At 60.5% G+C, this 13799-nt stretch carries 8 protein-coding genes; 7 read left to right on the top strand and 1 reads right to left on the bottom strand.

Annotation, left to right across the window (positions count from 1 at the left end; genetic code table 11):
- On the bottom strand, positions 1-2276 hold a 2276-nt coding region (locus AC04P6_RS01295; RefSeq protein WP_475564787.1), incomplete at its 3' end, for a hypothetical protein.
- Positions 2277-2491: 215 nt separating this feature from the next.
- Between AC04P6_RS01295 and AC04P6_RS01290 the strand changes: the two genes are divergently transcribed.
- The 7 genes from AC04P6_RS01290 (at position 2492) to AC04P6_RS01260 (ending at position 13786) form a co-directional block, all read left to right on the top strand.
- Complete coding sequence (locus AC04P6_RS01290; RefSeq protein ID WP_475564786.1) at positions 2492-3388, top strand: VTC domain-containing protein; 897 nt, start codon at positions 2492-2494, stop codon at positions 3386-3388.
- On the top strand, positions 3381-4085 hold the full coding sequence (locus AC04P6_RS01285; RefSeq protein WP_475564785.1) for a DUF4956 domain-containing protein: 705 nt from the start codon (positions 3381-3383) through the stop codon (positions 4083-4085). The genes AC04P6_RS01290 and AC04P6_RS01285 overlap by 8 nt, the downstream gene beginning before the upstream one ends.
- A gap of 2 nt (positions 4086-4087) precedes the next feature.
- Positions 4088-6082: a carbohydrate-binding domain-containing protein gene (locus tag AC04P6_RS01280; RefSeq protein WP_475564784.1), complete on the top strand. Its 1995-nt coding sequence runs from the start codon at positions 4088-4090 to the stop codon at positions 6080-6082.
- Positions 6083-6265: 183 nt separating this feature from the next.
- Positions 6266-7204, top strand: a complete 939-nt coding sequence (locus AC04P6_RS01275) for an aldolase (protein WP_475564783.1) — start codon at positions 6266-6268, stop codon at positions 7202-7204.
- Between the two features lie 119 nt (positions 7205-7323).
- A complete protein-coding gene (locus AC04P6_RS01270; RefSeq protein ID WP_475564782.1) occupies positions 7324-8010 on the top strand; it encodes a response regulator transcription factor in 687 nt (228 codons plus the stop codon).
- The gene (locus tag AC04P6_RS01265) at positions 7994-9481 is read left to right on the top strand and encodes a sensor histidine kinase (RefSeq protein ID WP_475564781.1); all 1488 of its coding nucleotides are present in this window, start codon (positions 7994-7996) and stop codon (positions 9479-9481) included. The genes AC04P6_RS01270 and AC04P6_RS01265 overlap by 17 nt, the downstream gene beginning before the upstream one ends.
- A 348-nt stretch (positions 9482-9829) precedes the next feature.
- Entirely contained in the window at positions 9830-13786 is a 3957-nt protein-coding gene (locus AC04P6_RS01260) for a hypothetical protein (protein WP_475564780.1), read from the top strand.
- Positions 13787-13799 lie beyond the last annotated feature (13 nt).

Below are 13799 nucleotides of genomic sequence, written 5' to 3'. Positions count from 1 at the left end.
GTTCGTCCGGGCGAGCCCGTGATGGCGTTGAACAGGGGTTGCGTGGTGCCTGCATGCATGGTGATGGTGTGTCCGCCGCCGTCGAAACTTCCCGCGAAGGGCGACGCAATGCCAATGGAGGGCACCAGGGGCGAAGCGTCGGTGTTTACCAGGTCCAGGTCAGCGGTGAGCTTGTAATACGCCGACCCGTAGGTGGGGACGTCGTTCTCGATACAGTACTGCATGTAGGCAAGCGCGCCTACGGAGTCGATGATGTAGGGGTCGTTTTCGGTGCCCGTGCTTGCGTTGGCGAACGAATCGGGGCCTGCGGCAACGGCAAATTGAACGCGCAAGCTGCCGCTGTAGTTGCCTCCGGGAACGGCAACGGCGTCAACGCCACCTTGCGGTGCCGTGATCTTCGTATTCCCGCTGTTCCAGTCCAGAGTGTAGTCGACGTTTTCCTGCAGCTGCTTGCCTGCGGCATTGGTAATGGTGATGGTGGGGCGCACCAGGTTGTTGCCGCCGAAGTTCCAGGTGCTGGTAGCGGTGTACGTGCAGTTGCTCGTGCCCAGGTTGGCTGGGTCGATGGTGAAAGCGTGCGGTCCGTTTTGCGTTCCCGCATAGGCGCCCGCACCCGTTACGGTGAACGTTGCGGGGCTCGTGTTCGTGGTGACATTGACGTTGTTGCTGCCCGTAACCGTGTAGTCGGAATCGGGATTGAGCTCGGTGCCATTCAGCACGACGTGAATGTCGGAGGGCAGGATTGCTTCGCCCGTGTACGTTACGGTTTCGCTGTACGAAATGGTGGCATCTTCCAGGTTGACCGAGGGCTCTTCCTGGCCCAGCTGCCAATAGAGCACGGGGTATCCGTAGTTGGGCGTTGTGCTCTCGTAGCCGTCGCTGAAGTATGCCCCCAGCTTGCTTGCGCCTTGTCGCTTCAGATCGTCGAACGAGAGGGGCAGGGCGTTTGATTGGCTGATGGTGGGGGCAACGAGTCCTCCGGTATCGGTTTCTCGCGCGCCGGCCCAGCCTGCGGCTGCGTCGCCACGGAAGTAGCAGTTCCCAATGCGGATTTCGCTGCCTGCTTCGCCTACGCCTGCCAGGCCTACCATACCGCCTACGGTAGCGGACCCGTCGGCTTGGCTTTGCTTGCCCATGAGGCTTGCGCTATAGGTGTTCGTGATGGCCAGGCGGTATAGTCCGCCTTGCGTGCGTCCCACGATGCCTCCCAGGTAGGCCGTTCCGCCTACGGGGGTTCCAATGACGGTGTATTCGCGATCGTTTTCCGCGGCGCTAAAGCAGTTGGATATGGTCAGCTTGCAGCCGTTATTTGCGCCTACAAGCCCGCCGCCTGCGGCAGAGGCGGAAACACTGCCCGTGTTGCCGCATGCGCTTATGGTTACCGCGGGTGGCGTGCTGGCGGATTCAGCTTCGCAAAGGCCCACGAGCCCGCCGGCGTTGCCAGCGTTTTCGCCCACGCTGCCTGCCCTAATGAGCCCCGTGTTGGTGCTTGCGGCGTTGAAGTCCAGGTAGTTGCGCGATGCGTGCAGCGAGAGGTCGCAATCGAGCGCGTATCCCACCATGCCTCCTGCGGCCTTCATACCGCTTACGGGCCCGCAGGTTTCGCATCCGTCGATGGTGAGAGTCCCCGTCGCCTTGCCAACCAGGCCGCCAGCGATGCCGCTACTGCCGTTTGCCGTGGCCGCAACGGAGCACGTGACGCCTTCGAACGTAACGTTGCCGGCTGCAACGCCCAGCACGCCTGCGGCGATTTGTCCCACGCCTGCGGCCGTGGTGGTGCCCGAAAGGTCGAAATCCTTGAACGTGGCGCCGTACCCCGCTGCCGTGGCGCCGAAGAGCGACGCCATCTTGCATTGCAGCGTCATGTCGGTGATGCCAATTTGGTTGAGCTTGATGGAGTGCCCGTTGCCGTCGAAGGTGCCGCAGAAGTACGCGTAATCGACTACGCGTTCGCCTCCTTCGCCGATGGTCGTGTGCTCGCCCCAGCCGATGGGCGACCAGGCGGTTTCTCCCGACGCGTCAATATCGGCGGTCAGCGTGTAGTGCGCCGTCTGCGCGGAAGTGGGCACGTACGTGGCGCCCGAGAGCTCCCCGGGCTTGTTTACCTCACTCATCATGTAGCGCAGCTGGGCCACATTGGCAATCTGGTACGGGTCGCTTTCCGTGCCCGTGCCTCCTGCGTACGAGGTAGCGGGTTCGGTGTCCGCAAAGGCAGATGCGGGCAGGAAAATCATCACGGCCGCAAAGAGGGCGCAGAGCAGGGTGCCCAGGCTCACCGCGGAACGTGCTGCCTCCCGTGACTTCGGACTATTCAAGTGCGACCGTGCATGCATAACGACCCCCATCGCTTGCGCGTGCATATGTAATCCAAATTCTAGCATTTTATGTTTTCCCATACCAGAGGCGTAATTCAGGCGTTACGAGCTCCCCTCATTCAGGCTGTTTTAAGGAGCGCATCCTACAGTCGTGGTAGTCAATGAGAGGAATGACGATGACTGAAGCAAGCAAAACAAGCCCGAAGCCCATTTCCATCTTCGAGCGCACGGAAAAGAAGTACGTGATCACGCGTCGCCAGTTCGATCTGCTTATGGCCGCCATTGGCGATAGGCTTTGCGACGACCAGTACGCGCGCAGCACGATTTCCAGCCTGTATTTCGATACGGCGGAAGATACGCTCATCAATCGATCGATGGAAAAGCCTTTTTACAAGGAAAAGCTGCGCATCCGCTCGTATGGGCGGGCGAGCGCCGATGACCTGGTGTTCGTGGAGCTCAAGAAGAAGTTCGATGGCATCGTATACAAGCGGCGCGTGCAGCTGCCGCGCGATCTGGCCATGGCGTACATGCAGGGCGACATCTCGTATCGGCATGCCGTGTGCGCGGCGGCTCCCTCGGGCCTTCTCGACGCCGCCGAGGCGCTTTCCTCGAGCAAGTTGCAGACGGTACGTGAAATCGACGCGACCATCGCGCGCTACCCGAAGTTGCGCCCGCGCATCATGGTGGTGGTGAACCGCCTGTCGCTGAAGAGCACTGACGGCAGCAACATCCGCTTCACGTTCGATTTCAACCCACGTTGGCGCGCTTGCGACCTGACGTTCGACGCAGAAGAGCGCGGCTACCTGCTGTATCGCGAAGACGAGCGCAACATCATCATGGAAATCAAGTGCCAGAAGGCGTACCCCCTGTGGCTGGTGCGCGCGCTTTCCAACTTGCGCGTCTACCCGCAGCCCTGTTCGAAGATTGCGGGTGCGTACACGGCCCTTGTGCCGCGTACGCAGGTGGGGGCCTTGCGCGTCCCCGCGTTCCGGAAGCCCGCGGAGCGAATTCAGACGACCGATAGATACGGCGTGCCTGGCGCGCGTCGCGTGAAAGGAGCTCATTGTGCTTGATTCCCTGTTTACCAGCGTGCTGACCGCCAGCGCCGATTCGACTGCCGCCACCATGTCCGGCGTCGACTTCTTCCTCTGCTCGGCTGTGTCGCTTGTGCTTGGCGTTGCGATTGCGTTCATCTACATGTTCAAGCACTCGTACTCGAAGAGCTTCGTGGTCACGCTCGCCCTGCTGCCCATCATCGTGCAGATGGTAATCAGCCTCGTGAATGGCAACATCGGCGCGGGCATCGCGGTTATGGGCGTGTTCAACCTCGTGCGCTTCCGCAGTATTCCGGGCAGCGCGAAGGACATCGGATCGGTGTTCCTGGCCATGGCCGTGGGTTTGGCCACAGGCATGGGCTATCTTGCCCTGGCCTGCGTGTTCACCGTAATCGTGGCCATCGCGAACATCGCCTTCGTGCTTTCGCCGCTTGGCAACCAGCTGGGCGAACGCGTGGAACGCGCGCTCACCGTTACCATCCCCGAGGACATCGACTACACCAACCTCTTCGACGACCTGTTCGAGCGCTTCACGGCGAAGCACGAACTTGTTAACACCCGTACCACCAATATGGGCAGCCTGTACAAGCTCGAGTACCTCATCACGCTGAAGGATTCGCGTGCTGAAAAGACCCTGCTCGACGCCATCCGCACGCGCAACGGCAATCTGACCGTCCAGTGCGGCAGACCCACCATGTTCCAGGAAAGGCTCTAACCATGACTACTCCCAAGCACGCCCGTTCCGGGTATTCGGCATCGGATACCGGCACGCGTCCGCAGAGTCGCTCGTGCGGCGCCTGGCGCGACCGCGTGCCGGCGGGTACCTACCCAACGTATGATTCCCCGCAGTTCCATGCGGCGGAGGGTGCGCGCCGCCCCTCGAGGCGCACGGTTCGCGACCGTTTGAACTCGCTTGCGCATCCCGTGCGCGCTATGGCCATTGCGGGCCTAACGATTGCCCTTGCGGGGGTGGTGGGGTGCACTGCCGTGCAGGGCATCACCACGAGCGAGGCTTCGGAAAGCGTTTCCGATACCGCGGCATCTTCTACCAGCACGGCAACACACGCCAAGGAGGCGGTTGCGGCCGATACTGCTTCCATGTCGTTCGATTACTCAAACCGCGACACCGATGCGAGCTACGACGCTTCGAGCGCAACGAGCATCACGCTAAGCGGTGCGTCGGCGACGGTTGATGGGTCGGGCGCCTCTGCCAGTGGATCCGTGGTAACCATCACGCAGGCTGGTACGTATGTGATCAGCGGAAATGCGAGCGATGCCCAGATTGTCGTGGCTGCTGCCGACGACGAGAAGGTGCAGCTGGTGCTGGATGGCGTGACCATGAGCTGCTCGAGTGGCCCCTGCATTAACGTGCAGACGGCCGACAAGGTGTTCATCACTTTGGCGAGCGGCACGTCGAACTCCCTTTCCGATGGCAGTGGCTGGACGCTTACCGGCGAAAGCGGCGAGCCGAATGCGACGATTTACAGCGAATGCGACCTAACCATCAACGGTAGCGGCGCGCTTGCGGTGCATGCCACGGTGAACCATGGCATCTCGAGCAAGAACGACTTAGCGATTACCGGTGGGAGCATCGATGTCACGTCGGTGGGCGATGGCTTGCATGGCAAGGACAGCGTGCAGATTGCCAGCGGCACGATAGCCATCGATTCGCAATCTGATGGCATCAAGTCGACGGAAACCGACGAGGACGATAAGGGCTTTGTTTCCATCGATGGCGGCACGATAGCGATTACCGCTGTTGACGATGGCATACAGGCTAGCAAGCTCGTGCGTATCGCAGGCGGTCAAATCGACATCGATGCGGAAGGCGACGCCGTCCACGGCGACTACGACGTGCAGATAGCCGATGGTGATCTTGCCATCAATGCAGGTGACGACGGCGTGCATGCCGAATACAACCTGAGCATCGAAGGCGGCCAGACCACGGTGGAAACTAGCTGCGAGGGCCTGGAGGGCCAATGCGTGGAGGTTTCCGGCGGCGAGAACCTCGTGTACTCGAGCGATGACGGCATCAATGCATCGACGCCTTCAACCGACACCACTTCCACCGGAGCGCCTTCGGGCGGCATGAACGGCGGCATGGCGGGCGCCTCGAGCGACTGCAACATTACCATTTCCGGCGGCACTACGACGCTCATCTGCTCGAACGATGGTGACAGCATCGACTCAAACGGCGACTTCGAGATGTCGGGCGGCGAGCTGTACATCTCGGGCGTGTCGGGCGGCGATAACGGCTCGATCGACTATGAGACGTCAGCCGTGATCACCGGCGGAACCGTGTTCGCCACGGGCAACCAGGGCATGGACGGCGCCTTTACCAGCGATAGCACGCAGGCTTTCATCGCGACGAGCGTGGCTGGCCAGGCGGGCGCGAAGGTCGTCGTGCAGGACTCGTCGGGCAACGAGGTCGCAAGCTACACCTCGGTAAATGGATTTAGCTACGTGGTCGTCTCGAATTCCCGTTTGGAAGACGGCCAGGAATACACCATTCTCGTGAACGGCCAGGAAGCTGGCACGGCAACCGCGGGCACGGAAGGCTCGTCGGGCATGAGCATGGGCGGCGGCATGGGAGGCGGCCAAGCTCCAAGCGGGGGCATGGGCGGCCAGGCGCCGAGCGGCGAGATGGGTAGCGCCCCCGCGGGCCAGGGGCGGCAGCAGTCGGGAAGTTCCCAGGCGAGCACGACCGCGTAGTCAATGCGTCCGAACACGCGCGGGGAAGTGGGGCTGAAACCCCCGCGTGGATGAGGCGGCTGGCACCCGTGCCAGCCGCCTTTTTCTTTCTTTTCCATAAAGTGAGGCGTGAAACCGCTGGTATCGCGTACAATAAACTGGTTACAGACGTAACAGATTGACCTTTTCAAAAGGAGGAACCACATGCCAAGCATTACTCGCGATCAGGTGAAAGTCCCTGCCGACGTTATGCCTGAGGTCCGTGAAACCTACATCGATAATTACCTGAAGGCTACGCGCGGCACCGGCCGCCTGATGCTGTTCGCTTGCGACCAGAAGATGGAGCACCTGAACGGTGACTTCTACGGCGAGGGCATCGACCCCTCCGACAACGATCCCGAGCATCTGTTCCAGATTGGCCAGGAAGGCGTCATCGGCGTTCTGGCTGGTCAGCGTGGTCTCATCGCCCGTTATGCTCCCGATTATCCGGAAATCAACTTCCTCGTGAAGATGAACTCCAAGACCAACCTGGTGAAGACGGCTCAGGACGATCCCTACTCCCCGCAGCTGCACGACCTCGAGGCCGTGCTTGCCATGCGCGAGGCCGGCGTTAACATCGTGGGCCTGGGCTACACCATCTACCTGGGCAGCGAGTACGAATCCACCATGCTGGCCGAAGCCGGCGAGCTCATCGCTCAGGCTCATGCAAATGGCCTCATCGTAGTGCTGTGGATCTACCCCCGCGGCAAGGCCGTGGCCGACGAGAAGGCTCCTGCACTCATCGCTGGCGCCGCTGGTGCCGCTCTGTGCCTGGGTGCCGACTTCGTGAAGGTTAACCCTCCGAAAGACACCGACGAGGCCACCAGCGCCCAGAGCCTGGCCATCGCTTCGCAGGCTGCCGGTCGCACCGGTCTGGTTTGCGCTGGCGGTTCCAAGGCCGACGCCAAGGAATTCCTCTCCAACCTCTACGACCAGATCCATGTGGGCGGTGCCTGCGGTAACGCCACGGGCCGCAACATCCACATGCGCTCTCTCGACGAGGCTGTGCGCCTGACGAAGGCCATCAGCGCCATCACGCTGGCCGATTACGAGGTCGACGACGCTCTGGCCGTCTACAACGGTCAGGCCGACTTCACGCTGTAAGTTTCCTTACGCGCTATACTCAAGGGGCAGTTGGCTTGGCCGGCTGCCCCTTTCTGCTATTCAGGGGCGTTTCAGGTTCGTGAGTACAATGTACTTGTGTATGAGGGGAAAGGACCGAAATGCAGATACTGGTTGTAGAGGACGACACTCGTTTGGCCGATGCGCTCGCCACGATTCTCCGGAATAACGATTACCAGGTCGACGTCGTGAACGACGGCGAACAGGGCCTGTATTACGCTCAGAGCGGCATCTACGATTGCGTCGTGCTCGACGTGATGCTTCCCAAGATGGATGGTTTTGCGGTAGCTCAGCAGCTTCGCCGCGAGAAGAATTCCGTGCCCATTCTCATGCTCACGGCCCGCAGCGCCATTACCGACAAGGTTGGCGGCCTCGACAGCGGTGCCGACGACTACATGACCAAGCCCTTTGCCCCGGTGGAGCTGCTGGCTCGCATCCGCTCGCTCACGCGCAGGCAGGGCGATGTTGTGTTCGAATCGCTGGAATACGGCGGCGTGAAGCTCGACCTCGATTCCTGTGAGCTTTCGTGCGGCGCGAAGAGCATCCGCCTGTCCCAGAAGGAATTCGCCATCATGAAGATCCTCCTGGCGAATCCCTCACGCGTTACCTCGAAGGAAACGCTCATCACCAAGGTATGGGGCTACGATTCCTCGGCCGAAGACAATAACGTCGAGGCGTACATTTCCTTCCTGCGCAAGAAGCTCGACTTCGTGGGCGCGCCCGTGCATATCGAAACGCTTCGCAAACTCGGATATCGTCTTAGGAACGACGATGACGAAGAATCGTAAGCGCAAGCGCGCCGCCGCGCTGGTGGGGTTCCAGCGTAAGTTCATCGCCACGAACATGATTTTCGTGGCGATTGTTCTTGCGTCGGTGCTAACGGCCGTGGGCGTTGCAAACTATTCGCAGCGTGTGTCCGACGTGTACGAATCGCTGCAGCATCGCGTGACCATGGATGTGCAGCAGTCGCGTATAACGGCCGCGAACTTCCCGAATGCGGGGGAGTATCTACCCACGGAATCCAACCAGGGCGAAGCGGGCGATGAATCTGCCGAAACCCCAGATAATGGTGGGGGGTATACCCCCGATTCCAACGATTCTGAAAACGATTCCGCAAGCGGCGATGCGGGTGACCAGGCTGCTTCGGAAACCCCTCAGCAAGACATCGGTTTCCAGATGGAAGATGTCGTGCGCAAGGAAATCGAGGGGTCGGGAGGCCAGATGGTTGCCACGTCTTCGTTCGTGGTGAAGAGCGATTCGGGTGACGTGGTTTCCATTTTCGACGCGTTGAACATGGATGACGAAACCACCAATTCGGCCGTGGCCATTGCTGTCGAGGCGGTGAATGCCACGGACGCCACGTGGGTTGAAGGCCATCTGGACGAGTGGGGGTACTACTACCGCATTGAGGTGAGCGATTCGGGCTACATGATCGCCTTCGCCTCCGATGCGTATGTTCTGCAGGGCACGCTTTCGTTGCTTGGCCCCTTCCTGCTGGCGGGGCTCGGCGCGCTTATCGCGTTCTTCATCCTGAGCGTCCTCCTTTCCAATTGGGCGGTGCGCCCCGTGGAGCGCGCGTGGCGGCAGCAGCAGCAATTCATCGCCGACGCCAGCCACGAGCTGAAGACGCCCCTCACGGTAATCATTGCGAACGATTCCATTCTGGCGTCGCAGCCGAAGGCGACGGTCGAGTCGCAGATGCAGTGGATCGAAAGCACGGAAACCGAAGCCCGCCTCATGCAGGGGCTCGTGAATGACATGCTCTACCTTGCGCGCATGGAGGATACGGAGCGCGAGCAGGTGCTCGCTCCGGTCGATTTCAGCGACTTGGTGCAGAATGTCGCACTGCAGTTCGAAAGCGTCGCCTTCGAGCGCGGCGTCCTCATCGCGAGCGACATCCAGCAGGGTGTGGTGGTGCAGGGCGATGAAACGCGCCTCATGCGCATGGTGGCCACCCTGGTGGATAATGCCTGCAAGTACACCGAAGCGAACGAGTCGGTGGATGTGATGCTTGAAGCGCGCGGGCAGATGTGCCGCCTGCAGGTGCATAACAGCGGCAATCCCATTGCTTCCGAGGACCTGCCGCATCTCTTCGATCGCTTCTATCGCGCCGACAAGGCGCGCACATCGGGAAAAGGCGGCTATGGCCTGGGGCTTTCCATTGCCAAGAGCATCGTGGTCGAACACGGTGGATCCATTCATGTAGCAAGCAATGCCACCGATGGAACCACGTTCACGGTAGAACTTCCGCTCTCGTAGGCGCGCCTCCCCTCCTTCCACAGTTTCTTCACCGGCACGCGGCCTTTTTGCCTTCGCGGCAGAAAGGCCGTTTTATCTGCGGTAACTCAAAAATGATGGAGAAAAGAGCATAATCCGCACGTATGAACCCCAGGTCGGAATTGCACATTTCTGAAAGTTAGACCTTCCTAATCACCTATAGCTTCGCTATAGTGTCGAGCTCGTGTGTATAGGAATGGCTTACCAACGCGCCTATGACCAGGTGCGACTCGTCATAGGGGCGTTGGTGAAGCAGCAAGGAAGGTTGGTGAGCGCATGCAGGTTTGGCGCGTGCGTTTTGCAATTGCCGCTATGGCAGCTATCTGCGCGATGGCAATTGCTTCTCTGGTTGGGGTGTCCTCCGCAATGGCGGTTGAGTACGCCGATGGCAATGCGGGGTACTCGTGGTCGAAGCAGATGACGGGCCTTGGCGCTTCGTCGAAGAAGACGTTTTCGTCGACCACGGAAACGGCTCCCGCGCTCGACAACGTCAACGCGTTTGCGCGTTACGGCAATGGCCTGGTAGCCTTCGGCACCATCACGTCGGCCGTTGACCCCGATGCGCTGGAGGCGACCTCTGTGCTCGCCCCGCAGGCGCTTACGGAAGACTCCAATGCTGGCGTGATCGTCTATGACGCCAACCATGCCGAGATTGCGCGCTACTCCCTGGGCGGCCAGGGCGCCGATTCGTTCGTGGATGGTCTGGTGGATGCTAGCGGCAACATCGTCGCAGTTGGCTCCACCCAGTCTGCCGACGGCGATTGCGCATCTCGCTCCACGACGGGGCAGGATGGTTTTCTCTGCCGTATCGGTGCGGATGGACAGAAGGAATTCGTCTTCCTGGGTGCCGATGAAAAGGGCTGTTTCACGAGCGTGACGGAAGTCGAAGACGGATACATCGTCGTGGGCTTCCTGCAGCGCGCGGATGGTCTAGCTGACATGCTGGGCAAGACGGACAAGACGCGCGACGCTATTATCGCCAAGTACAGCAAGAGCGATTTGAGCCTGATGTGGATGAAGGCGTTCGGCGGGTCGGGTTCGGGCTACGATGACTTCCATGACGTCATGGCCACCGATGATGGCGGCATCGTCGTGGTTGGCGAGGTCACGTCTACAGACGACTCGTTCAACACGGTCGAGAAGTATGGCAATGCCTTCCCCGTGGCCACGAAGGGCGGCCGCGATTCCGTTGTTGCGAAGTTCTCCCTGAAGAGCGGTTCTTCCTCTAATGGCGGAACCGATTCCGATCTTGCGCTCGACTGGGCCATATGCGATAGCCTGAGCGGCGCGAAGAACGACTGCCTTCTTTCGGTGGCGTATGCGAACGGCGTAAGCTCGAGCGAGGGCTATGTCGTTTCCGGTCGCACCAATTCCGTGTGGGGCGACCACTCCGATGAGAAGGAGAAGTCCTTCCTCGCCACGATTTCCGCTTCCGGCGAGCTGACTGCTTCCGCCGTGTTGGGCGACGGCAGTTCCTCGGCTGCGGAAGAGGTCGTTGCGTGCAACGGCGGTTTCCTGGTTGCGGGCTTCTACAAGGCTCCCGCGGGAGACTTCGCCGGTCTGGCTGGTGCCTACAAGGGCGACCGCGACGTGTACGTTGCCTACCTGGACAACAAGCTCGGTTTGCAGAAGATTTCGACCTTCGGCGGCTCGGGCAGCGATAGCGGCCTGGCTCTGTTTGCCGACGGCAGCGACTACGTCGTGGGCGGCAATTACGCCAGCGCCGAGGGCGAGTTCCTGGGCCTGCCTCACACGGGCGGTGCCGATGGCTTCCTGTTCGGCGTTTCCCCCGCAAGCGTAAAGCCTTCTGTGACCAGCACGTACACCATGGGTGTTGATGCGTACAAGGCGTCGAACCCCGATTCGCTTTCCATGGCCGACCCGGCTCTGTACGAAGACGCCTACATCGAGGAAGCTGGCGACTCCCTGAACGTGACGATTTACTTCACGAACGCCGTCATCAACGGCTATAGCTTCGTGTCCCGTTCTCTTACCTCTGCCACCTACGATCGCGATGGCAATGGCACGATGGTGGCCATGGCTGCTACGAGCTACGACGAAAGCACGCAGGTTCGCACGTATTCGATGTCGCTCAAGCAGGGTGACCTTGCGCGCGAGGGCGGCGTGAAGGTTCACGTGAACGGCATGATGTCCGAAGAGGGTCAGGACCTGGCGCTCAAGTTCGATGCGAGCTCCAAGGAAGAGGGCGCATCCGCTCCCGTCTTCCCCGAAATCAAGGTCGAGGTCGACAACTTTGCCACTGGCTCGGTGCTCTCGATGGCGGGTACCGGTCGCGATGTGCCCGTTGACATGGCCGTAAACGAAGATGGCGATATCCTGGTAGTGGGCGACACCAACTCGAACGACCACGATTTCGCGACGCGTGGCACGTCGAGCCAGAGCGGCTTCGTGGAGAGCTTCACGTATGACGATCAGAGGCGCGAGCTCGTGAAGACGGCGCTCGTGGGCCTGCTCGAGAACTCCAAGAACATCGACATCTCCGACATCGAGCTTGCCGAAGATGGCGGGTACTTCGTGTCGGGCCGCTACACCGAGGCGTCCAACACTCCCACGGGCATCTTCGGCGATAGCAAGACCTCCAAGATCAGCAGCGCAAACGGTGCCTCTAATGCATTCGTTGCCAAGTTCAACGCTGTCAACAAGGTTGAGTGGGTCAATGGCCCCGTGACGGGCGCAAGCACCGATGCCAAGGCCATTTCCGCAACGGACGATGGCGGCTGCATCGTGGTAATGCACGTAATCGGCGGTGGCTTCGAAGGCGATTATGCCGATAGCGCTTCCGGTCCCGTGTGCACGGTTGTTCAGCGCTATGGCGCTGATGGTGCCAAGGGCTGGAGCCATATGCTCGCGGCAAGCTTGATTGCTGGCTACGACATCGACCGCCTTACCGATGGTAGCTACGTTGTGACGGGCATGACGTACGACAACAAGGATGCCTCCCTTGGCGAAGCTGGCCCGTTCGAAGGGTGCTCCAACTACGGCGGCTGGTACGACATCTTCGTGCAGAGCATCAGCGACCAGGGCCCCTCGGCAATGACCGTGAACTGGTCGGAAACGTACGGCGGCGATAGCGAACTGGCTAGCGGTCAGCAGGAGTCGCCTTCTCGTATCGTCGCCACGAGCGATGGCGGCTTCCTTCTTGTCGGCTGCACCGCTTCCAAGGGCGGTACCTGGGGCGATAAGTCGCTGGGCTATTACGATGCCTTCACGCTGAAGTGCAGCGCCAATGGCGACGTGCAGTGGGTTGACATTCTGCCCACGACGGGCGATACCAACGCCAACGGAGCATGCGAAACCGACGACTACTACGTCGTGGTGGGCGACACCGAGGGCAACGATTATGCGTTCCTGGGCATGAATAAGGGCGATGCTGATGCGTGCATCGCCTGGTACGACAAGAACACGGGCGAGCGCGTGAACGTGAAGACGATCGGTGGTTCCAATACCGACAGCGCCACCACGGTAGGCTACGCGAATGGCGCCACGTACATCCTCATGGATAGCAACTCTAACGATGGCGACCTTGCGAACAAGAACGTCGGCAACAAGGATGGCTACTTGGTAACCGTTGCCGGCGGTGCCGACACGGCGGATTTGGAAGCGGCGATCGCTTCCGCTCAGGCGGCTTCGAAAGACGTGGTTGTTTCCACGGAGGAAGGTGCGGATGTCGATCCCTTCAAGCAGTGGGTAAGCGCCGAAGCTCAGAGCGCCCTGGATGAGGCTATTGCCGCAGGTCGGGAACTCGTGGGCGTGCCGGGCGTTTCCCAGAGCGAAATCGACGCAGCTGCTAAGGCCGTTCGTTCTGCCTTGGCTGCGTACGAGCCTGCTGCGGGCACCATGGTTGCCAAGGCTGCGGAAGTCGACAGCATGCATCGCCTATACAATCCCAATTCCGGTGAGCATTTCTATACCGCGAGCGCGTCCGAGCGCGACACCTTGAAGAAGGCTGGTTGGAACTACGAGGGCATTGCCTGGACGGCGCCCTGCGAAAGCGAGCATCCGGTGTATCGCCTGTACAACCCGAACGCAGGTGACCATCACTACACCACCAGCGCGTCCGAGTGCGACACGCTGAAGAATGCAGGCTGGAACTACGAGGGCATCGGCTGGTATTCGGATGATGATGAGGGCGTGCCCCTGTTCCGCCTGTACAATCCGAATGCCCTTGCCGGATCGCATCATTACACCACCAGCGCGTCCGAGCGCGACACGCTGAAGAAGTCGGGCTGGCAGTTCGAGGGAACCGGCTGGTATGGCGTCAAATAACCAGGTTATACGC

The organism is Denitrobacterium sp. (genome assembly GCF_056180635.1).
The sequence above is the reverse complement of the archived record's forward strand: the minus strand, read 5'-3'. Positions and strand labels throughout refer to the sequence as shown.